This is a genomic window from Rhodopila sp., assembly GCF_035548235.1.
GTDB lineage: Bacteria > Pseudomonadota > Alphaproteobacteria > Acetobacterales > Acetobacteraceae > Rhodopila.
In genome coordinates, this window is sequence record NZ_DASZTJ010000278.1 from 1 (window position 1) to 22,208 (window position 22,208).

The 22,208-nt window shown below is 65.9% G+C and carries 19 protein-coding genes and 1 tRNA gene; 7 read left to right on the forward strand and 13 right to left on the reverse strand.

What is annotated here, in order from left to right:
* Positions 1-1,800, reverse strand: a 1,800-nt coding sequence (locus VHB27_RS22395) for a hypothetical protein (protein ID WP_325604772.1), incomplete at its 3' end; no start/stop codon positions are given.
* A complete protein-coding gene (locus tag VHB27_RS22400) occupies positions 1,797-2,819 on the reverse strand; it encodes a GvpL/GvpF family gas vesicle protein (protein ID WP_325604774.1) in 1,023 nt (340 codons plus the stop codon). The genes VHB27_RS22400 and VHB27_RS22395, both read right to left, overlap by 4 nt.
* 201 nt (positions 2,820-3,020) lie before the next feature.
* Here VHB27_RS22400 and VHB27_RS22405 point away from each other — a divergent pair, with 201 nt between their 5' ends.
* A complete protein-coding gene (locus VHB27_RS22405; RefSeq protein ID WP_325604776.1) occupies positions 3,021-4,025 on the forward strand; it encodes an NADPH:quinone reductase in 1,005 nt (334 codons plus the stop codon).
* A gap of 22 nt (positions 4,026-4,047) precedes the next feature.
* On the opposite strand, the gene VHB27_RS22410 is transcribed toward VHB27_RS22405, so the two are convergent.
* The gene (locus VHB27_RS22410; protein ID WP_325604778.1) at positions 4,048-4,581 is read right to left on the reverse strand and encodes a hypothetical protein; all 534 of its coding nucleotides are present in this window, start codon (positions 4,579-4,581) and stop codon (positions 4,048-4,050) included.
* Positions 4,582-5,067: 486 nt separating this feature from the next.
* On the opposite strand from VHB27_RS22410, the gene VHB27_RS22415 reads away from it, so the two are divergent.
* Positions 5,068-5,412, forward strand: coding sequence for a hypothetical protein (locus VHB27_RS22415; protein WP_325604780.1), 345 nt, complete (start codon positions 5,068-5,070; stop codon positions 5,410-5,412).
* A gap of 324 nt (positions 5,413-5,736) precedes the next feature.
* On the forward strand, positions 5,737-5,925 hold the full coding sequence (locus tag VHB27_RS22420; protein WP_325604782.1) for a hypothetical protein: 189 nt from the start codon (positions 5,737-5,739) through the stop codon (positions 5,923-5,925).
* Positions 5,926-6,198: 273 nt separating this feature from the next.
* On the opposite strand, the gene VHB27_RS22425 is transcribed toward VHB27_RS22420, so the two are convergent.
* Positions 6,199-6,281: transfer RNA gene (locus tag VHB27_RS22425), tRNA-Tyr, on the reverse strand.
* Positions 6,282-6,419: 138 nt separating this feature from the next.
* Between VHB27_RS22425 and VHB27_RS22430 the strand changes: the two genes are divergently transcribed.
* From VHB27_RS22430 to VHB27_RS22440, 3 genes are read left to right on the forward strand one after another with little or no spacing between them, the layout of a single operon-like run.
* A complete protein-coding gene (locus tag VHB27_RS22430) occupies positions 6,420-7,625 on the forward strand; it encodes a multidrug effflux MFS transporter (RefSeq protein ID WP_325604784.1) in 1,206 nt (401 codons plus the stop codon).
* Entirely contained in the window at positions 7,622-8,359 is a 738-nt protein-coding gene (locus VHB27_RS22435; RefSeq protein WP_325604786.1) for a gamma-glutamyl-gamma-aminobutyrate hydrolase family protein, read from the forward strand. The genes VHB27_RS22430 and VHB27_RS22435 overlap by 4 nt, the downstream gene beginning before the upstream one ends.
* Positions 8,360-8,361: 2 nt before the next feature.
* Positions 8,362-9,123, forward strand: a complete 762-nt coding sequence (locus VHB27_RS22440) for a short-chain dehydrogenase/reductase (protein WP_325604788.1) — start codon at positions 8,362-8,364, stop codon at positions 9,121-9,123.
* Positions 9,124-9,133: 10 nt separating this feature from the next.
* On the opposite strand, the gene VHB27_RS22445 is transcribed toward VHB27_RS22440, so the two are convergent.
* The 6 genes from VHB27_RS22445 to VHB27_RS22470 all read right to left on the reverse strand — a co-directional run bounded on the left by VHB27_RS22445 (position 9,134) and on the right by VHB27_RS22470 (position 18,704).
* A complete protein-coding gene (locus VHB27_RS22445) occupies positions 9,134-10,426 on the reverse strand; it encodes a TRAP transporter large permease (RefSeq protein ID WP_325604790.1) in 1,293 nt (430 codons plus the stop codon).
* Between the two features lie 3 nt (positions 10,427-10,429).
* Positions 10,430-10,951: a TRAP transporter small permease gene (locus VHB27_RS22450; protein WP_325604792.1), complete on the reverse strand. Its 522-nt coding sequence runs from the start codon at positions 10,949-10,951 to the stop codon at positions 10,430-10,432.
* A gap of 4 nt (positions 10,952-10,955) precedes the next feature.
* Positions 10,956-11,948, reverse strand: a complete 993-nt coding sequence (gene dctP / locus VHB27_RS22455; RefSeq protein ID WP_325604794.1) for a TRAP transporter substrate-binding protein DctP — start codon at positions 11,946-11,948, stop codon at positions 10,956-10,958.
* A 167-nt stretch (positions 11,949-12,115) separates the two neighbouring features.
* Positions 12,116-16,516 (reverse strand): Hint domain-containing protein, encoded by a 4,401-nt coding sequence (locus VHB27_RS22460; RefSeq protein ID WP_325604796.1) that lies wholly within the window; start codon positions 16,514-16,516, stop codon positions 12,116-12,118.
* 126 nt (positions 16,517-16,642) lie between these two features.
* Entirely contained in the window at positions 16,643-17,953 is a 1,311-nt protein-coding gene (locus tag VHB27_RS22465) for an autotransporter strand-loop-strand O-heptosyltransferase (RefSeq protein ID WP_325604798.1), read from the reverse strand.
* 295 nt (positions 17,954-18,248) lie between these two features.
* On the reverse strand, positions 18,249-18,704 hold the full coding sequence (locus VHB27_RS22470; RefSeq protein ID WP_325604800.1) for a YybH family protein: 456 nt from the start codon (positions 18,702-18,704) through the stop codon (positions 18,249-18,251).
* A 284-nt stretch (positions 18,705-18,988) separates the two neighbouring features.
* Between VHB27_RS22470 and VHB27_RS22475 the strand changes: the two genes are divergently transcribed.
* Positions 18,989-19,234 (forward strand): hypothetical protein, encoded by a 246-nt coding sequence (locus VHB27_RS22475; RefSeq protein ID WP_325604802.1) that lies wholly within the window; start codon positions 18,989-18,991, stop codon positions 19,232-19,234.
* A gap of 2 nt (positions 19,235-19,236) precedes the next feature.
* On the opposite strand, the gene VHB27_RS22480 is transcribed toward VHB27_RS22475, so the two are convergent.
* From VHB27_RS22480 to VHB27_RS22490, 3 genes are all read right to left on the reverse strand, one after another.
* Positions 19,237-20,277: a WD40 repeat domain-containing protein gene (locus VHB27_RS22480; RefSeq protein ID WP_325604803.1), complete on the reverse strand. Its 1,041-nt coding sequence runs from the start codon at positions 20,275-20,277 to the stop codon at positions 19,237-19,239.
* 79 nt (positions 20,278-20,356) lie between these two features.
* Positions 20,357-20,818, reverse strand: a complete 462-nt coding sequence (locus VHB27_RS22485; protein ID WP_325604806.1) for an aromatic-ring-hydroxylating dioxygenase subunit beta — start codon at positions 20,816-20,818, stop codon at positions 20,357-20,359.
* Entirely contained in the window at positions 20,815-22,065 is a 1,251-nt protein-coding gene (locus tag VHB27_RS22490; RefSeq protein WP_325604808.1) for an aromatic ring-hydroxylating oxygenase subunit alpha, read from the reverse strand. The genes VHB27_RS22485 and VHB27_RS22490 overlap by 4 nt, the downstream gene beginning before the upstream one ends.
* Positions 22,066-22,208: the final 143 nt, after the last annotated feature.

Genomic DNA, 22,208 nt, shown 5'->3' on the forward strand with positions numbered 1-22,208 from the left:
GACGGCATGCGCCAGCGTTTCCGCCAGGTCAGGCGGAAGCTGCGCCGCGGTCGCCACGGCGCCGAGCGCGGCGTCGATCTGCCCAACCACGCTCGGGGTGACGCGTTCGGTGACGGCATGCGCCAGCGTTTCCGCCAGGTCAGGCGGAAGCTGCGCCGCGGTCGCCACGGCGCCGAGCGCGGCGTCGATCTGCCCAACCACGCTCGGGGTGACGCGTTCGGCGACGGCATGCGCCAGCGTTTCCGCCAGATCGGACGGAAGCCGGGCCGCGCTTGCCACGGCTTCGATCTGGCTGCCGAGGCGTTCGGTGATGGTTTCGGGGGCGATCCGGGATGCCTCGGCCAGGGAGCCTATGGCGGTGTCGACCCGGGCAATCAGGTCGGTCGACACGTTCGCCGCCGCCTCGATCCGTTCGGCGACGCGGGCGGAGATCTCGGTGGCAACACTGGACCCGGCAGCCGCCAACTCGGCGGTCGCGGCCGGCAGCGGGGCCAACGCGTCGCGGATCTGCTCGATCATCTCGCCGGCAGCGGCCCGGATCGCAACCAGGGTTGCGTCGGCGCCGCCGGCAGCATCCTTGCCAGCCTGGGTCAGCGTGCCTGTCTCCTGCGTCAGCACGTCGGAGGCCTCCCGCAGCCGCTCGACCAGTTCCGCCATCGTGGTGCGGTCGGCCTGAGCGGCGTCGACCCGGGCGACGACCTCGGCGACGGAGACGGTGATGCGCTGGGTGGCGTCGTCGACGGCCTCGCGCTGCGCCTCGATGGCGGAGCCGGCAGCCAGCAGGCGGCCGGCGGCTTGCGCGGCCTGATCGCCGGCAGTCATCAGCGCGGTGCGGTTGGCACGCATGGCCAGCGTGGCTTCTTCCAGGCTTCCCTTCATCTCGGCGGCGGCGCCGGTCACGCTGACCAAGGCGGCCGGCAGGCTGGCCAGCGCGGCGTCGACGCCCGAGATCGCCTCGCCCGCCCGAGCGACGACGGTCGCGCCGGCGGTGGCGATCTCGCGGCCGGCCAGGTCCAGCGCCACCGCGTCCCGCCGCAGCGACTGGGAAATCTCGTTCAGCGACGCCATCTTGACGGCGGCGTCGTCGATCACCCCCTTGAACGTCACCATGGCGGCTTCCACCGTGGCGTTCAGGCGGCTGGCAGCGATGTGGAAGCTGGGGTCGGGGAAAGCGGAGAACTTGGTCCGGATGATGTCGGCGAAGTCCGGCATCACGCCTTCGATGCGTTGCACGACGCGCGCGGCCAGGCTTTCCTCGGTCGTGCCGGTGGCGCCGCCATAGGGGGACGCGGCGGCGAGGTGTTCTTCCCACTTGCGTTCCCATTGCGCCATGCCGGAGGCCAGGCGGGTTTCGGCATCGATCGCGGCGTCGGCCACGCGGCCGATTCGGGCACTCGCGTTGGCGGCGTCTTCGGTGGCGGTGTCGCAGGCCCGCTGGAGGCGGGCGACCTCCTCGCGCTGGCCGGACAGGGTCTCGTTCAGTTGCCGGATCAGGGTTTCGACCTGGGGCATCGCTGCCGGGGCCGCTTTGCCGCCGAACAGGCCCACGGCGCTGATGCCCATGGCCAGCAACGGCAGGGCGCCGCCGACGAAGGGCAGCCAGTCGATGTCGCCGGAGCCTGTCCAGGGCCGCGACAAAGGCGAACCGAGCGCCAAGCTGGTGACGGCGGAGGCGGCCGCGACGACGAGGCAAATCAGGGCGACGCGACGGCCGGGGCGGAAGACGCGGACCGCGGTTAATCCTTGCGCGATGGGCATCGCGATCTCCTTGTTGACGGGTGTGGCGGGGGCCGCGGTCATTGCGCCAGTTCCAACTGGACGCGTTGCGGCGACGAGGTGATTCCTGGCGGTGCGTCCGGCACGATCAGACGGCGGCCGGCCTGGGCAAGTGCTTCGGCGTAGCTGGCCTCGGTTCCGTCAGGCGGCAGCAGGGCGTGCAGCATCCGATAGGCATCGGTCAGGCCGGCCATGCCGGGTGCCGCGCCTGACAGGCGATGGCGCTGGCGGTCGGGCCGCAGGCTGGCGACGCGAGTATTCCACTGCATCCGCAGGCCATCGCGGCCGATCCGGTCGTCGAGTTCCAGCGCGGCCCAGGCGGCGGCGATCTCGGCTGTAGCAGTGGTGGCGATGCGCACCGGCGCGAAGGTCAGCGGCGGCAGCGGGCCGTGCAGTTCGATGGCGAGATCGGGCTCCTCCAGCGCTTCGAGGGCGGCTTCCATGGCGGCCTCGGCGCCGGTTCGGATCAGCGCGGTGACGCGGATGCCGGTCCCGGTCCCACGGGCCGGGTCGGTCGCGAAGGCCAGCACCGCGCGCGAGAGCGTATTGAGCAACCGCGCCTCTTGCCGCGCCCGCTCGGTCCGCAGCGCGGCGCGGATGCCGGCCACCCGTTCGGAACGGCCGCTCGCCTGCATGAGATGCGGGCTGGCATGGTTGACGGCGGCTCGTGGCGACCAGCGGAGGTGGATATCCCATTGCCGCTGCTGGCCGTGGGTGGACAGTGCAGTGTGCAGGGCCAGCCAGGCGGGGGCGAACAGCGCCGGCACGGCGTCGGAGGGTACGATGGCGGCCGAGGGGTCCTGCGGCAGGAACGGGCCTGCGTGGCAGGCAAGCTCCAGCCGGCGCTCCACAGCCAGGAAATCTGCGGAGTTGGCGAGGGACTGGCGGCAGAACAGAAGGTCCTGCGGTTCGGATTGCAGGACGGCGGCGAGGCGGCATCCGTGCCATGCTTCGACCGGCGGTCCCGGCACGGCGTTCAGCCGGGTGAGCAGCCCGTCGAGACCTTCGAGGGGTGCGTATCCAAGGATGCGGTCGGTCGTCACGGGCGCAACGTCCCGGCGGATGAGTACCGGCGGTCTCCGTTGTCACGCGTGCCGGCCGGTCTTATGCGCGTTGCGTCCATTGGGATAAGCCCTGCTGTTGCTGTCTTGAGCACTAGCAGCGGGCTCTTAACGAATGGTTAACGACCTGGCTGAGATCCCGTACGGGTGTATTTAGCGACAGGGTGAGAGGGAGGAACCGGCATGCTGGCAGGTTATTACGAACGCAAAGGTTCGGCGCACGGCGTCCTGCGGGTTGGCGAAGTGCCCGATCCGATACCGGGGCCGAACGAGGTTCGGGTGCGCGTCCGGGTCTCGGGCGTCAATCCGTCGGATACCAAGCAGCGGGAGGGGTGGGGCCAGTACGCCTCCATGCCATGGCCGCGGATCATTCCGCACAATGACGGGGCCGGGATGGTCGAGGCAGTCGGCCCAGGCGTCGATCCGGCGCGGATCGGCGAGCGGGTCTGGGTCTATGAGGCGCAGCGCGATGGCCGAGCGCTGGGGACTTGCGCGACGTATGTGGTGGTGCCGGCGGACCATGCCGTGCGGCTGCCGGAGGGGATCGACGACGACACGGCCGCCGCGCTGGGCGTGCCGGCAATGACGGCGCATCGGTGCCTGTTCATCGGCGGACCGGTCGCCGGCAAGACGGTGCTGGTCGCGGGCGGGGCCGGGGCGGTCGGGCAGTGCGCGGTGCAACTCGCGAGATGGGGCGGCGCCGGCCGGATCATCGCGACCGCCGGATCGGACGCGCAGGCCGCGGTTGCCAGGGCGTCAGGCGCCGACGACGTGCTGAACTACCGCGACCCGGATCTGGTCGCGCGGTTGCGGGCGGCGGTCGGTGGCGACCGCGCGATCGATCATATCGTAGAAGTATCGTTCTCGCAGAACATCGATCTGGATGCCGCGGTGCTGAAGCCGGGCGGTTCGATCGCCAGCTATTTCAATGGGCCGGACGGAGCGCCGACGGCGACGGTGCCGTATGCCGTCCTGTCGTCGATGTGCATCACGGTGTATTTCGTTCTCGTCTATACAATGGGCCGGACGGCGCACGACCAGGCCGCGTGCGACATCAACGCCGCGCTGACCGCGGGCATGCTGCGGCCGCGGATCGCGCAGCGGTTTCCGCTGACAGAGCTTGTTGCCGCGCATGAGGCGGTGGGTCTGAACGGACGCGGCGGCAAGGTGTTGGTGGCGATCCCCTGACCGCGCCCGTGCGGCTTGCCCTTTATCCCGCGGCGGCCGCTGCCGGCTGCTGAACCGTCCGCATGGCCTGGCGCGTGACTTGTTCCTGTCGGCGGCGATGCTTTTCGGCCTGGCGTTCCGCGAGGCGTCTCTGCTGGCGCGTCAACGGCAGATGGGCCTTGGCGAATTCGACCAGGGCGTGCGGATCGATACTGGCCGGGAGCGTGATCTCCATGTCGTTTTCCGGTCCGGGCTGGACGCGTTCGGCCTGCAGCGCCGCTTCCGCCTTTTCGGAGGAGCGGGCGAGGGCGTTGGCGCTGCCGCGCAGGCGCAGCACCTGAGACAGGGTGGCGTCCTGGCTGGCGGACTTGGCAAGGGCATCCAACGCACCGAGGCTGAATGCGATGGCCAGTGCGGCGAGACGCAGTTCGCGCGTGGTGCGTGGGTCGTAGCTTTCCAGCATGGCATCGACCGCCTGACGGGCACGGTCCGCATCGTCATTGGCATCCTGCAAGAACAGCGGAATCAGGAAGTTCCTAATACGTTCCCGAACGATCGCGTTGATTCCGGACTGCATGCGTGTGTTCCTGCGTTGAGTGCTCGGATGGGTTGTAGAGAGAGCGTTAGACTAAATCAAGAACAAAATACGAAAATCTGTAATTATTATGAAAAAACAGTCGATTGCGGGCAGCCGTATCAATTGGCCGCGGCTTTCATTCCACGATGGACCAAAGCCTTTTTCCCGGAAAATTGGCGGAGATGGTTCGCCGTTGTGATGCCGCAATCCGGATCATAAATTTCGCTCGTCAGCTTGGCCGGCAACGGAGAGGTCACATGATAGCGGGTTTCAGGGTCGGTTCCGGACGGTTCCGGTGCTGACCGGATCTTTCCCGGCGCCAGGCGGCGATCGGTAGCACGACCCGCCGGCCGGCGGGTCTGTCGAACAACATGAACACGATTGCGGGATAGCGGTCCGCGACGCCCAGGCAAGCGGTGAGCGCCTGACGCGCGCCTGCCGGCTGGTGTCCCGCGCGGGTGTTCATTTCGTGGAGGGAACAGAGCCATGCGTGCCATGCAACTGGAAGATTCCTCGGTGCGTGGACTTTCGTTCAGCGTGCCCGACCTCGTGCTGCTGAAGAGCTGGGCGAAGGCGCAGGCTTTGAACATGCGGGTTCACCTCGACTACGTCTCGGACGGCAAGGAGTACGACGAGATCCTGGCCTTCCACGCCGGCGAGAACTCGTTGTTCGAGTTCATCATGTGGCGTGACGCGCGGTCGGTCTACGTGAAGCCGGTGATGGGATGGCCGCAGCGCTTCCGATCGGTGATGTCGGCCCTGTCGGCGATCTGTCCCGATCGTGACGAGCCAATTTCCGACATCACGGCGAAGACCTGGCCGCAGTCCTGATGTCGATGGCTGCCGGCTGGATGGCGGGGTTTCCGCCCGGATGGCGAAATCCCCCTGGGCTATCGGTCCAATAGGATCGGGGACCATCCGGTCCCGCAAACCAGCCCCATATTCTCCAGGTTCTTCCTGCGCATAATTCCGCACGAGCGCGCAGGAAGAGCCGTCTGAAACCGCGCTGTCGGCTGCGACGAGCGACGGTTCGCGGCAGCTCCGGCCTTTATCCAGGACCATGGCCGCAGAGGTTCGCGATCATGGCCATGCATCACGGAGCCAACCGTGGTGGTATCGGCTGCAACATGCTCGTGCTGATCGGAAGGAACGGTGATGGACGAGGCGACTGCTGCGGCTACTCAAAAGGAGCAACAACTGTTCGAGCAAGTCACCCAATCTTCTGAATGTCTCAAGGTCGGAATGTCCGACCTTCACAGGACAATCGAGATGCTGTTCCACACGACGGAAGCGCATCAAAAGCATCTCAGTGACCTGCTCAGGCGGGTCGTGGGCGGCGGATAGTCGGGGCAACCCACTTATCCCGGGTACCGTCCACCGGCCTCCGCGCCGAGACCGTACCATGAGTGAGGAGGTTCGGCTCGTCCATCGCGCCTTTCACCGCCGCAGCGCGGGCTTAGCGATGAGGCGCGCGAGACCCCGGGACTGTCTTCCGGACGCAATGGACGCCGGTTTGATAGTGCTTGAAGGGACGCGCCGCCACCGATGCCATAGGCATCCCATAAGGCACTGATTTATTGAATTTCCTGGCAGAACGGCGCCCCAAGTTCGGGCGTCTGGAGGGGGTTGGATTCGAACCAACGTAGGCGCACGCCAACGGATTTACAGTCCGTCCCCTTTAGCCACTCGGGCACCCCTCCATGTCGGAGGCAGCGTCCCTACCCCCCAACGCCCTGCCCTGTCAACGCACTCTTGACCTTGCGACCGTTTCGACGCACGACCGGCCGAACACCAGCGGAAACGCCCATCTAACACGAACCAAGAAGACCTTTCGCCAGATGAGCGTCCCTTCCCGCTATCCTTCCTGGCTGCCGACGCTGCTGGGCCTGTTCATCGCCGTGGGCCCGGCGGCGACAGACATGTACCTGCCCGCCTTCCCGGCGGTCGAGGCATCGTTCGGCACCGAACCCGGCACCGCCCAGCTCACGCTCGCGAGCTGGTTCGCCGGCCTGGCCGTCGGACAGATCAGCCAGGGCACGCTGTCGGACCGGTTCGGCCGCCGCATCCCCCTGGCCGCCGGCTTCGCGCTGTTCACGCTCTCCACCATCGGCTGCGCCTTGGCGCCGACCCTTGGTTCGCTGGCAGTACTGCGGGCCATCGCGGCCTTTGGCGCTTCGGCCGGCATGGTGATCGCCCGAGCGGTGGTGCGCGACCTGACCGAGGGGCAGGCGGCGGCGATCATGCTGTCGCGCCTGGTGCTGGTAATGGGCGTCGCCCCCGTGCTGGCACCGTCGATCGGCGGCTTGATCCTGGCCTTCGCGCATTGGCGGGTGATCTTCTGGATCCTGACGCTCTACGGCGCCACCTGCGTCTTCGCCGCGGTGCGGGTCCTGCCGGAGACCCTGCCGGAGGAAAGGCGCCTGCGCCTCAGCATCCACGGCCAGGCGCAACGCTACTGGTCGATCCTGCGCGAGCGGACCTTCCTGATGCACGCCATCATGGGCGGGTGCAGCACGTTCTGCATGTTCTCCTACCTGTCCGGCAGCTCTCCCGTCTTCGAGCTGGGGTTCGGCCTGTCGCCGTCCGAGTTCGCACTGGTCTTCGGCCTGTGTGCGGTCGCCCTGGTCTGCGGCTCGCAGATCAACGTCCGGCTGTTGCCGCGGTTGGGGCTGAACCGGATGCTGACGATCATTGCCTGGACGTCGCTGCTCAGCACCGCCTTTCTGTGCGTGGTGGCGTTCGCGGGCATCCACAGCCTGCCGCTGGTGATCGCGCCGCTGGTGGTGTCGATCGGCTGCCAGGGCTTCGCCAACGCGAACTCCAATGCCGGCGCGTTGACCCGCCATGCCCATCACGCGGGCAGCGCCGCGGCGCTGATGGGGACGTTCCAGTTCAGCCTCGGCGCCAGCGCCGGCCTGCTGGTCAGCCTGCTGACCGACGGAACACCGCGCGGTATGGCAGCGATGATGTTCTGTGGCATGCTGGGTGCCGTCATCGCCGACCGATTCCGTCCCAACCCCGAACCGAGACAAGCCGCAGAATGATCGTTGGCATCCCCGCCTGCGCCAAGACGCTGAACGACATGCCGTTCCACCAGACTCCGGCCCGCTACGCCCTGGCCGTGCTGCGCGGTGCCGGTGCGCTGCCGGTGCTGATCCCGCCGCTGGGCGAACCGATGCTGGAGCTGCTCGACACGCTCTCCGGCCTGCTGGTGCCCGGCAGCCCAAGCAACGTGCACCCAAGCCACTACGATGGCGGGGAGTCGGAGACGCCGGAGCTGCATGACCTGGAGCGGGATGCGACGACGCTGCCGCTGATCCGGGCGGCGGTCCGCCGCGGCATCCCTGTCCTGGCCATCTGCCGCGGTATCCAGGAGCTGAACGTCGCGCTGGGCGGCACGCTGATCCAGCGCGTCCACCTGCGGGACGGGCGGCACGATCATCGCGGCGGCGAAGGACCGCAGGAGCGGCGCTATGGCCCAAAGCACCTGATCGCGGTGACCGGCAGCCTCGCCCGCATCCTCGGCGCGGCCGAGATCCAGGTGAACTCGCTGCACGGCCAGGCGCTCGACCGGCTTGCGCCGGGGTTGGTCGTGGAGGCGACGGCGCCGGACGGCACGATCGAGGCGGTGGCGATGCCGCAGGCGCCCGGCTGGCTGCTGGGCGTGCAGTGGCACCCGGAATGGGCGTTCGCGGACAATCCGCACAGCGTTGCAATCTTCTCGGCTTTCGGCGATGCGTGCCGACAGAGGGAACTCGCCACACGAAAGGCAGCGTAACCATGGATCTGCAACTGGCCGGAAAGACGGTCCTGATCACCGGCGGCTCCAAGGGTATCGGCAAGGCCACCGCCGAAGTCCTGGCCGAAGAGGGCTGCAACCTGATTCTCGTCGCCCGGGACGCCAGGCTGCTGGAGGAAACCGCCGCCGGCATCCGCGGCAGCCGCCAGATCAACGTCCGGACGATCCCGGCGGACCTGTCGAGCGACGCGGCGGTGCGCAAGGTCGCAGCAGAGGCCGGGGAGATCGACATCCTGGTCAACAACGCCGGTGCCATCCCGCCCGGCGACGTCCTGTCGGTCGACGATGCCCGTTGGCGGCAGGCGTGGGACCTGAAGGTGTTCGGCTATATCTCCTTCTGCCGGGTGGTCTATGGGCAGATGAAGGCGCGGGGCCGCGGCGTGATCGTCAACGTCATCGGTGCGGCCGGCGAGAAATTCCCCACCGGCTATATCGCCGGTGCGGCGGGCAACGCCTCGTTGATGGCGTTCACCCGCGCGCTGGGGAAAGGGGCGCCCGCCGACGGGCTGCGGGTGGTGGCGATCAATCCAGGCCCGGTCGAGACCGACCGCCTGGTGATGCTGCGCCGCGCCGAGGCCAAGGAGAAGTTCGGCGACGAGAACCGCTGGCGCGAACTGACCGCCGGCATGCCCTTCGGCCGCGCCGCGACCCCGCGGGAGATCGGCAACGCCGTGGCGTTCCTCGCCAGCCCCGTCTCCGGCTACACCACCGGCACGGTGCTGACGATCGACGGCGGCGGCTGATCGCGCGCCGTCAATTCATCTGCGACGGCAGCCACAGCGCCAGCGCCGGGAAGGCCGTCAGCAGGAACAGCAGGACGAACATGATGATGTGGAACGGAATCGTTCCCATCACGACATCACCAAGTTCGCCCTCCCAGATGCTTTGGATGACGAACAGGTTGATGCCGATGGGGGGCGAGATCTGCCCCAACTCCACATACATCACCAGGATGACGCCGAACCAGATCGGGTCGATGCCATAGCGGCCCAGCACCGGGTAAAGCAGCGGTACGGTGATGACGATCATGCCGATGCTTTCGACCAGGCAACCAAGGACCGTGTACAGCACGAACAGGGAGGCGAAGAACTCCAGGTGGGACAGGTGCAGCCCCACCAGCCAGGACGTGATGCTCTCCCCCACGCCGGCCACGCCGATCGCATAGGCATAGATATAGGCTGCGTAGATGATGAACAGCAGGTTGCCGCAGACCTGGACCGTCCGCTGCAGTGCCAGGACGCCGTGCTCCCAGGTCAGATCGCCCCACACCAGGCACAGGATGAAGGCGAACAGGCAGCCGCCGGATGCCGCCTCGGTCGGCGTCGCCCAGCCGGCATAGATGCTACCCATGATCGCGCCGATCAGCAGGGCGAACGGCACGACATCCGTCAGGGCCGCGAGCCAGCTTTGCCCACTAACCCCTTCGCCCCGCGGCACCGCGCCGCCGAACTGCGCTCGGATCGCGATATAGGCCATGAACATCAGGGTCAGCAGCCCGCCCGGGATGACACCGGCCATGAACAGCTTGGCGACCGAGGTATCGGTGAACGACCCGTAGATGATCATGGCGATCGACGGCGGCAGCAGGATCCCCAGCGTGCCGCCCGCCGCCAGCGATCCGGCCGACAGCCGGCGATCATAGTTGCGCTGCACCAGTTGCGGCAGCGCGACGCCGCCGATCGAGGCCGCCGTCGCCACGGACGATCCGCTGATCGAGGCGAACAGCGCGCAGCCGACGATGTTCGTCTGCAGCAGTCCGCCGGGCAGCCGAGCGACGACCTTCGCGAGACCGCGATAGATGCGGAACGACAGGCCGCTGCGCTGCATCAGTTCCGCCATCAGGACAAAGAGCGGAATGGCCGTCAGGGTGAAGCTGTCCATGCTGCCCCAGGTCACCAGTCCGATGCCCCGCAGCGCCGCGATGCCGTTCTGCATCAGCAGGTAGATGATCGCGGGGACGGCGATGGCGAACGGCACCGCCATGCCGGCGGCCAGCAGCGCCAGGAAAATCCCGAAGGATTCGATCAGTTGCAGGGCCAGGTGCATCGCCTACGCCCTGTTGGCGCGAAAGCGGCGACAGTTCCCGATCAGGGAACGGAGCAGCGACACGCTGGCGGCGAGCACCCCCAGCGGCATCGTCGTCGCCGGTATCCATAGCGGCGTGCCCAGCGGGGTCGGCGCCTGGTCACCCGACTGATACGACGACATCGCGTAGCGGGTCAGTTGCCACAGCAGAATGAGGCAGAACAGCAGCGACAGCACGTCGAACAGGATGTGCGACAGCGCCTGCATCCGCGGCGACAAGCGCGCCTGCACGAATTGGACGTGGTGATACGACCGATAGACCTGGCATACCGGCAGGCTGAGGAACGAGATTCCGACGATGATATAGCCGCCGAGTTCCTCCGACACCTCGAAGGAGAACCCGAACAGGTTGCGGGTCACGATCTCGGAGATGACGATCAGGCCCATCGCGATGATCGAGATCGCGCACACCGCCATGCAGGATTTTTCCAGCCAGGTCGGTGCGGGATGGAAGCGGTCCTCCAACGCCTCGGGATCGTTTCCCATGTTCCTACCGGCCCACGGCGGCACGCAGCTTCGCCAGGGCCTCCTTCGCGTCCGCGGCGTGGTTCTTCGCCCATTCGTCCCAGTAGGGACGGAGCTTGTCGGTGGCTTCCTTGATCTCCGCCGGCTTGGCGTCGGTCAGGACCATGCCCTCCTTGCCGAATTTGGCGGTCAGCTCATTCTCCTGCCGGGCCATTTCCTGGGAGGCCCATGCCGTCCATTTCTCCGCGGACTGGCGCAGGATTGCCTGGGTGGCGGGGGACAGGGCGTCCATCGCGCTCTTGTTGACGATGTAGGTGCTGGTCACCCAGGACACCGGGAAGGCGTACCGGTATTTCAGCAGGTCGTGCCACACGATTCCGCCGCCGGAGCTGGCGGTCAGGGCGCCGTCGACGACGCCGCGATCCAGCGCCGCGGCGACGTCGGGCGAACCCATGGTCAGCGGAATGCCGCCGAAGCGGCGTATGAACTCGCCCTGCTCCACGCTGGTGACGCGCAGCTTGAGGTCTTTGATGTCGGTCAGGCTTTCGATCTTCTTGCGGCCCCAGATGACCTGGACCGGATAGTAGTATTGGCCCAGCACCTCGATGCCGCGTTTGGCATAGGCCGCGTCGAGATAGGGGCGCAGGATCTGAATCCCCTTCTTGATCTCGTCTTCATTCTGGATCAGCAGCGGCAGGCGCAGGACGCCGGTGACGGGGATGGTGCCGGTGGCGAACCCGTCGTCGCCAAGCTGGATGACGTTGTCGGCGACGCCTGCCGTGATGCCGTCGGCCTTGATCGGCAGGCTGCCGCCCAGGTGCATGTTGATGATCAGGTCGCCGTGGGTCTTTTCCTTGACCTCTTCGATCATGTTGGCCACCGCTTCGACGGATGGCAGCTTGGTCAGCGGATTATAGACGTAGCATTCCCATGTGGTCGCGGCCTTGGCAGGGACGGCGGACAGCGTGGCTATCACCAGGCCGACGGCGAAAAGGATGCGCGCGGTAGCGTTTCTCACGGACGTTTCCCTGTTCCTGACGCGGCTTCGATCGAGCCGCTTCAGGACCAGTTAAACCGGTATTTCCCGGTTCGCCAAGCCGGGCCGGTGCTAGGGGAGCATTTGAATTTCAGGGCCGGGTGGGTTTCCGGCTGTCCGCTCTCTGCCCGGCGGCCGCCGATGGCAATTTACGCCACCATTCTGCGCTTCCCGTCGTCTCTGTACGTCGTGGCACCATTCAAGTGCAGCATCAGCAGGCAGGCGCCGCTCAGATCCTGGAACAGGCTTTCAGGCAGGATCGCATCGCCGTTGGTCCAACGAACCAAACCCTCTGCTTCGAATGGATGGAAGCCCTCGACCAGTCGCGGATCGGCGGCGTCGATGACCCGCTGCCGCGCCGCTTGACTGAACACGATTCGTCCGATCGCCACGCCCAACGGCCGATCATCCCGTGCGATACCCAATTCCTGCGGCACCGCGGACCGTGAGGCAATGCGAAGCGCGCGGGGTGTTTCCGGCAGACGGAAGACATAGAGTTCCGACCGGCGATTAATCGGTTCCACCCGTTCACCATCGACCACCAGGTGCAGGTCCGGATCATCCGTCGTCGTCATGCTCGGTCGCGGGCCGGAGCGGTCCAGCAGACGCCGCCAGACCTCGTCAACCAACCGGCCACCCGTCAGGACGGGCGCGCAGGGCTCCAGCGGCGGCAGTCCCCAGCCGCTGTTGGCATTCTGGAATAGCCAGCGATTGCCGTCGTCACGGTAGCTCTCGGCCGCGGCGCCGTTGGCAAGCAGGACATCATGGGACTCAAGTTCGATATGATACAATTCGACTTCCTGCGCCTGGTCGTCCCAAAGAATGGAGCGATGGTTCACCAGGAACTCGATCGGGATCAGGGCACCTTCGAAGGAGAAGGCGTGTCCCTTGGTCACCCGCAGATCCCTGTTGGGCACGTTATCGGCGAACGCCGATTTGCGGATGATGACGGGGGTCGCGGCATTTCGGCGCCCACGCGTCGCGAGGACCCTGCCCCTGCCGATCCAGGTGATCGGCCGCTCAGCGCCCGTGTGGGTGATCACGCGGTCGCCGACGGCCAGGCGTTCGATCGGGGCTTCACCGGCCGGCGTCCGGATCAGCGTGCCGGCGCAGAAACACAAAACCGGAATGATCTCCTCACCGCCATTGCCATCGCCGACCAATTGCAGGTTGGCGCCGACATCGCCCGCGAGCGTGAAGGACTGGGTAACCGAACCGCTGGTGATGGTCGCAACCGTGTTGCCGCCGGACGTGGTGGTTGCGAAGGTTGCCCCGGTGCCGATGACCGTGTCGTCGATCACGTCCCCGGCGCCAAAGCCACTGATGACAGCTTGGTCGCCATATCCCGCGCTGCTGACATCCGAAACCTCCAGCGTGCCGGCGCCATCGAAAAGGACCGACCCGGACAGCACCGCCTTGGGCGATTGCAGGTCGATCAACCCGCCGGAGGTCAGGACCGAATCATACGCCGTGGCATTGCCGTTGATGTTCAGTGTCCCGCCCCGCAGAACCGCGTTGTTGGACACCGCGCCCTTCAGGAACAGGTCCAGATTGCCACCCGCATAGACCGTTTCGCTGCTGACCACCGCGGTCGCCGCGCTGACGAGTTGCGTCCCGTAGATCTGGTCGCCCGCGGCCGACCCCAGCTCGGTCTCGTTGCCGCCGGCCGAGATGACCGAGGCTGAGTCAACGCCACCGGTCTGGATTGTCACCGACCCGCCAGAGAGGATGCTCGCACCGACGATCGTGCCGCCATTCAGGACGCTCACCGAAAAGCCGCCGCTGACGACAAGACCGGATTCGGTCATGCCGCTGGTTACCGACGTGACGCTGGAGGAAGACGAGGATGATGACGACGAGGAGGCGGAGCCGCCGGTGGTCAGCTCCTCACCGCCATTGCCGTCGCCGACCAGTTGCAGGCCAGAAGCCGAACCCGCGAATATGAACGATTCGGTGACGCCACCATCGGTGACCGTCGCAATGGTGTTGCCGCCTGACGTCGTCGTGGCGAGTGATGCGCCCGAACCGACGATCGTCAAGTCGATGACGTCGCCCGAACCGAAGCCATTGATAATGGCCAGATCGCCAAAACCCGCGCTGGTGGTGTCGGTGATCGCGATCGTGCCCGCACCGGCGAATGTGACCGTCCCGGCCAGAACCGCCTTGGGAGACTGCAGGTCGATCAGGCCACCATCGATCGTGGTGTTGCTGGCGGTGGCATTGCCGCTGATATTGAGTTGCCCGCCGCTCATCACGACAGCATCGTCGGCGACGGCCCCCTTCAGGAACAGATCGATGCTGCCTCCTGAGTAAACCGTTTCGTTATTAACGACTGCGGTTGCGGCGCTGACAAGCTGCGTGCCGGACACCTTATCGCCGGTGGCCATTCCAAGAACCAACTCGAAGCCACTGGTCGAGATCTCGGAATCCAAGTCGAGACCTCCAGCCTCGACCGTCACCGTCCCGCCGGCCGCTATGCTTCCGCTTATCAGCGTGCCGCCCGACAGGACGTCGACGATGCTGCCGCTGGTGACAGGAATATCGCTCTGGCTGCTGCCGCTGGAGATCGTCGTGCTGACCGGTGGGGTCGCCGAGTATGTCAGTTCCTCTCCGCCACGTCCGTCGCTGATCAATTGCAGGTTGGAGGCGGGTGACCCGGCAAAGGTGAAAGCCTGGGTCGAGCCGCCGCCCGAGACCGTTGCGGTTGTGGTACTGCCGGTATTGGCAAAGGTCACCGTCGCCGCCGACCCGGCCGCGCCGATCGCCGTGGCGGAGGTGAAGTCGATGACGTCACCCACGCCGAACCCGGAGATCACCCCCAGGTCGCCATAGCCGACGCTGGTATTGGCCGTCACATCGATCGTGCCTGCGTCGACGAACGTCACGGATCCGGACAGGATCGCCTTCGGCGACTCCAGTTCTACCAGACCGCCGCTGATCGTGGTGTTGCTGGCCACCGCATGGCCGCTGATGGCAAGAGCGCCGCCGGCGTCGATCGTCGTGTTGCTGGCGATCGCACCCGCGAGGAACAGTTCCACGGTGCCGCCATTCAGGACGATTTCGTCATTGACGACTGCCGTCGCGGCACTGACGAGTTGGACACCGGCGACCGTGTCGGCGGCGGCTGACCCCAGCACCGTCTCCTGACCGCCTTGCGCGATATAGGAACCGGAGTCGATTCCGCCGGCGGCGATTGTCGCCGAAGCGCCGCTGAAGATGGTTGCGCTGACGGCGGTGCCTCCGGACTGGACGGTCAGGATGCTGCCGCTGGTCACCTGCACGCCGCTTGAGGAACTGCCGCTGGAGACGGTCGTGTCCGACGTCGTCGTGACCGCTGCGGTCGGGGCAAAGGAGATGCCGCGGATATTGGTATCCGCCGCTGCCGTCACCAGGACGTTGAAGCTCTCGTTGGTCGGCAGCGCCGTCGCGGCGAGCGTATCGCTGATGCCAAACAGATAGGTCTGATCGAGGTCACCCAGCGTCGAGTTGGTGGCATAGAGTTCCACCTGGCCGCCGACCACGGTGCCAGCCAGCCCGATCAGGCCCGTGGTGCCGGACGTCGCCGTATCGGGGACCAGGTCGAGTCCGGCGGTCAGCGTATAGTCCAATGTCCAGACGGAGCCGTTGAAGGTCCATTTCTGCAGGCCTCCATCGCCCAGGCCGCCCGCTTTTGGATCGCCGCCGTCCGCGATGTAGAGCGTGTCGGCGTCGGCGAAAAAGAAGTTCTCCGGGCTCAGATTGATGCTCTTGCCGATGTCGGCGTTGTCGATCCCATTCGCCTGGGCGGCCGTCAGGGTGATCGATCCGTCGATGCCCGGCAGGACGCTGGCCGAGGTTGTGCCTGTCGGCAGCGTCGCACCGTAGTCCGACAGCGTACCGCCAACGCCCTGCGTGCTGTCGCGCGATACATAGAGCTTGCCGTCGATGATCTCCACCGTTCGTGTGTCGGTGCTGGTGTCCACCCCGGTCGCGCTGCTGGCGCCTTCATCGGCGACGAATACGCCCTGGTTCGTGCTGCCCTTCTGGCCCTGCCCGGAGATATAGAAAGTAGTGCCGTTGACAGTGGCGACGCTGCGAGGATTGTTCAGGTCGAACACATTATACAGTGCCGTGCTGGTATTCACCGCCCCGCTGGCACTGATGTCGGCAATGACACGCGCAACGGGCGTGTATGGGCCGCCGGGGATGCTGGTTGATTGCGCCAGCGCCGCATTCCCATAAACCGCCGCTCCACCCGAATTGTAGGTCGCAGCGTTGACGCCATAGCCGGCGATGACCAGAGAGTGGCCATCAGCCGAAAGCTGCAACGATCCTTCCGACGAGGAACCATATTCGCCGGAGATCGCATATTGGGTGACACCGTTCACGATCGCCGTGGTTTGAGGCAGCACGAGGTCGCCCACCACGCTGCCGCTGGTGGTCAGTTCTTCCAGGACGATCGGCGAAGCTTGATTGTCACCGTAGGTTCCGTCTCCGGCCCCATCCCCGACAACACTGATCACGAGATCCCCAGGCGTGAACGTGGCCAGATTGCTGATGGAGTCCGACATAGTTGCCCCGCCATTTTCAAGTCCAGCGGGCTTAGTAATTGTGGCTGGTCAAGCCATCCAGTAGGTGAATCATTATGAAATTATGACAGTCGTCTTTGACGACAGCACTTGCCGCCACAGTGTTGATTACGCGACCGTGGGTTTTTCCGGACCCTGATGTGTCACGCCAGGAATCCGTCGGATCGTCTGGATCACCTGCTCCGACGTGATCAGCCGTGTGCATTCGAACTGCCGCGACGTGCCTGCATGACGCGGACACCACAGGAAGTCCTTGTGATCGAACCGCAATGACGGATCGTTCCAGCAACTGTTGCAGGCATGCCAATTGATCACGCGGAACGGGGTGGTGAATTCGTTCATCGGATGCGTGAAGCCGCTGATCATGACGACCGGCGTGCCGGCCGCCCATGCCAACCAGGATAATCCGCTGCTGAGGCCGACGAAAAACGCGGCGTGCTTCAGCCAGCGCAGCCGCTCCGTCAACGGGCGATCACCGGTTTCGTCTTCGGCGCCATGCGGTATGTGGTTCCACACCAGCTCGGTTCCATGCACCGGCTTCTGGTCGATACAGATCACCCGATAGCCGCTGGCCTTGAGGAAGGCGATGACCTCCCTCCAACCATAGGGATTGTTCCAGTATTTACTTTGGGTTGAACTTTGAGTCGCAATACAAACGTATGGTTGGGCGATCGGCCGCGTATCGTCCGGCAACGAAACGCGTGCCGGAATCTCGGAGGCGTCGACTCCAAGAATGTAGGCCGCCGTCCGGTGCAGGCCGACCTGCCGAAAATCCGTCGGTTGATGAACGCATTCGACATCGTTGAAAAACAGCCCGAGGGAATAGGTCGCATAGGCGGTGTCCGCTATCGCCGCCTCGGTGATCGCCTCATGCGTCAACAGGCGAAGGGTCGGATAGGCGTCCCGCAACAGCGGGATGATCAGGCCTGATAGCGCGCAGGAGACCCGGCTGCCGGGATGCGCCTCTGCGAAGCGTTCTGCATAGGGGAACCAGGCCAGCGTATCGCCAAGGGTACCGACAGGAAACTGAATCAGTACGTCGTGGCCGGCGGGATCGTAGTCGTGACGGAATACCTCACGCGGCTCGACCTCCGGACTGTCGATCGACCAGACTTCGATCCGGAAGCGCACGAACCACCGCTTGGCGGAACTGACGAGAGCACCCTGGTTATCGCTCTGGAATAAGGTGTTGCCGGTATGAAGATCGCGCAATCGGACACGCCATTGACCCGCGGCACGGGCGGGCAGCAGTACGCGGCAGCCGCGGTTGAAGTCGAACCGGATGCCTTCCGGCCCGGCTTGTGTCGGCATGGGGGCTGTCTTCGGGTAAAGCGGCCTGGTTTCCGGCGCCACTGCCACGCTGCCGGTTGCCACATTCACATCCTCTGCGGAAATCGCCGGCGCCAAGGCTTCAGGCATGCCCACCGATGTCAACACCGACGCTTTCGCTGCCGGAAGATTGCGGCCGCCAGTCCCGACATAAAGGCTGATTTCCCCGGTGAATCAACAACGTCTGCTATGACGGCACCACCGACCGGTCAAGACGGAATGTGTTAAGGAATTGTGAACCAGGCTCGCCAGCCTGCGGAACGGCGATATTGCGAACCGCTCTGCGCGTGCCTATCCGCGCGAGACGCATGGAATCCTGATGCGCGCACCCGTTCGTTGATGACTGCCTCGGACCGTGAGCGGACACTCACGGCGCGACCCGGCGTCAGCGCGCCTTGACCGGGCGATCGCCGTGGCTGGTCTGGGGAACGCCGCGATTCAATGAAAGATGCGTATGCACCCCGGTCCAACCGTCCCCCGATCGATGGAACACGATCGTCGCTCTGCCGGGCCGGTCGAACGGTTTGCCTGACGTGTCGAACCCGGTGCTCGTCCAGGGCGCGATCACCACGGCCATGGTCTTGTCGTTGGAAACGAGTACATGCGTGGCGGCAATATCGAAACGGAAATCATCCGTTCGCGGCCAGACATTGTCCCATTGCGTGTTGATCCACGCCTCCCGGTCCGGCAGCACGTCCTGGTGCGTGCCGAAGGCCAGGATCTGGGGATGGAACAGCGGCCGAGCGGACGCGTAGTCGACGGACCGGACATGGCTGGAGAATTGTTCCAGCCAGTTGACGAACCAGGTTTTCGTTTCGGCATCGGCTTCCGGCAGGTCCATCGTGTTCTCCCATCAGGTGGCTCTTTCCCTTACCCGTCATGGCCGGCACAAGGCCATGGCGGGTCTGGGTCAACACCGGCCGGCATCATGCCCGCACCCTCCGCCCAACGCCATAGTGCATGCGATCGTCGGGGCGCTTCACCGAATCTTAGGGTTTGGCCGGCACACTATCCCCGCCGGCAGCGATCGCAGCGAAAACCGCGACGACGGGGTCGGGTCCTCCATTTCAGCGTGGCACGGTGGCATCAACGCCCCTCCTTCGCACAACCCGAAGGAGTCTCCCCATGCGCGTTCCGTTCTTTTCCCTGGCCGTTCCCGTGTTTGCTCCCCTGGCCGCCTGCCTGCTGCTGAGTGGCTGCGCCCTGCCGCTGATACAGATGGCGGGATCGCAGATGCTGCCCGGTACACCCGCCTGCGCCGCCGGAACGGCCTGCCCGGCAAGTCTGGGCAGTGAGATCGCCAAAGGGGTCGGCTCCTCGATCCAGAACCTGACAGGCCTGGCCTCGGCGAACCCGGCGGCGCCGAAATAGGGTTACCGCTTGGTGAAGTCCACGACGGCGGCGAAGCCTGTCTCCGTCCCCACGGCCAGCTTCGTTCCGTCCGGATTCCAGGCCAGCGTGCTGATCGGCCCGTGCTCCGGCGGCACCACCGGCAGGATGCGGGAGGAATTGATGTCCGCGACCACCACCAGCCCGTCGGTGAACCCGCCGGCGACGATCTCGTTGGCCGGATTGGCGGCGACCCGCGTGCAGACGACGCCGTCCCCGCCGGCCAGCTCCAGCGGCGCCTTGCCCATCGGGCCGCCGCCGAAGAACGGCCAAAGCACCATGGCGTCCGCCCCGCTGGTCGCCAGCCATTTGCCGTTGCGCGAGAACGACAGGCTGGCGGTCTTCGCCGGATAGCCGCTCATGCGCATGTGCTGTCCGTCGGGCAGCTTCCAGCCATGCAGTGCGTTTTCCTGCATGGCGGTGACGACGGCCTCGCCCTCGGGGTGCATTGCGACCGCCGTGTGGCTGCCCTTCCATTCAAGCTTCCGGGGCGTGTCCGTCTTCGCCGCGACGAACCAGATCGAGACGCCGTTGTAGTGCGACGCCACCACCCGCTTGCCCTTGCCGTCGAAGGTCAGCCCGGTGACCGTCGACGGGTGCGTCAATTCCTTCAGCAGCCGGCCCGTCTGGTCGAACAGCCGCACCACCTTGCCGGCGCTCGCCGCGATCAGGCCCTTGCCCTTGTCCAGCGCATAGGTCGCGACGTGCTCGACCCATTTCATGCCGAAGGAGGCGACGTCCGAGACATGGCCCTCGGCGTCCAGCCGCCGGACCTGCCCGTCATCGCCGGCTGAGATGAAGCCCTGGCCGGCCGGATCGGCGGCGAAGTCCAGGATCGCCCCGTCATGCACGGTGGTCTGCGTCCAGCCCGGATCCCCAGCCGCCGCCATCGTCCACACCGACCCGTCCCCCAGGGCAAAACCCACTCGGCTGCCGTCGCGGGAAAAGCGGGCGGCAACGACGAAGGCGCCCAGGTCGCGAGACTGGCCGCGGGTCGAGAGAAGGAAAGGGGCGGACTGGCTCATGCCCCGGTAATCGACGGATCGCGGCCGGCGGTCAATGCCCCGGGGACCCAATAGCCTGGGGGCCGATACCCGGAAGGGGTCAGAGCGGGATCGCCACCAGCGTATCGAAATGGTTGCTGTCGCAGACCACGATCCGCTGCCGGAAGCGCAGGCCGCCGTCCGCCGGGACGACCTGGTCGCGATACAGGCCGGTCGCGAACAGGTCGGTCCTGGCGTCGCGGGTGATGCGGACGACCAGGAACGGGGTCTCGGCAGCGATCAGCCCGTCGGCCTCGCGGACGATCAGCGGCAGGCCGACGATGTGCCGATAGGCCTGCCGCTCATAGATGTTCGCCGTCCGCAGCGCGGTGATCCGATCCCGGAGCATGGCCCGTGAATCGGCATAGACGATGCCGGCCTGCATGCCCGCTTTCTCGTTGTCGGCCGAGGTGATCTTGTAGAGGCAATCGTCGGTGAAGAAATCCGGCCACGCCTCCAGCCGGTCCTGGTCGATCGCGGCGGCGTAGGCGGCGTTCAGCTCCGCCAGGCGCAAGGTCGTCATAGTGCCACCATCCGCCGCCACAGGGCCCAGAATCCCCGTACCGCAGCCTCGGTCGCGCGGGTCTGCTGGGTCTCGGTGCCCGATCCGCCCATGGCGACGATCGAGGTGTCCGCCTCGGCCGTCGCAATGCCGCGTTCGACGAAATTGCCGATACAGCCGTCTTCCATCGACACGAATCCGGCAGGGCCACCGAGGTTCAAATGGCGCATGCGGCGCTTGCGCATCGCCTCGGTGTCGTCGGCATAGCCGAAATAGATCCATTCCAACCGGGTGCGGTCGACACCGTCAGGGACGAAGAAGCGCATGGCCATGGCGTTCTGCGTCTTCTGCATCGCGAAGTTCGGGAACACCGTGATGATCTGCTGGCGGATGCGGTCCGGATGCTCGTCCACGACGTCGATGAGGCCGCGATCCTCCAACTGGTAGTCGTCCTGGGCGGAGCGCATGCCGGCATAAGCTGGATCGTCCTTGGCGTCGGGCGCGATGGACGACGACACGCTGCATCCCCCGTTCGGGCTGATGATCAGACCACCGCCCTGGCTGAGGCGGTTGATCCTGAACGTGGCGAAGAACAGGTGCAGCAGGCTGGCGTGGTAGGAATCCCGCACGTTCTCGGCATACATCTTCCAGTTGTTCGGCAGGACTTCGGTGAAGCGGCCGATGATCTCCACCTGCCGGTCGCCGATGATGCGCCGCATCTGCGCCAGCACCTCGACACCGATGAAGGTCTCGATATCCGGGGTGTCGTCGTGCAGGGTGGCGAAGACCAGGCCCAGCAGCGTGGTGACCCGCAGCTTGCGCGGGCCATGGTCGGACAGGCGGAAATCCGCCGGCATGCCGCCCTTGCCGTTGACCCCGCGCTGGAACGCGACCGAGGCAAGGTTGCCGTGCAGGTCGTAGCGCCAGGCGTGGTAGACGCATTGGAAATCCTTGGCGCCCTTGCCGGCGTTGTCGAGGCAGATCAGCGCGCCGCGATGGGCGCACCGGTTCTCGAACGCCGCGATGGACCCGTCGGCGCCGCGCGCCACGACGACAGGCATCTGGCCAAGCTGGGTGGCGCGCCAGTCGCCGGATTCTGGGATTTCCGATTCCAGGCAGAGGAAGTTCCAGACCGGTCCCTCGAAGACGCGCTGCTGTTCGGTCTTCAACAGGGCGGGTTCGCGGTAGACCCAGTAGGGCACGCGCGTGACGTCCCCGGTCCATGGCGGATAGGCGGACGGCTCCAGGCCGGCGGGCGCTTCTGGCATACCCTGTGTCCTCCCTTTTTGTCTTATGGGAGGATGTTAGCTGAAGACGGCCCTTCTGGCGACGGCCCTTCTGGCGACGCCCCTGCTGGCGACGCCCCGTTTCAGGGAGGACGCGGCCTCCACCGGTTCATGGCGTAGGACGT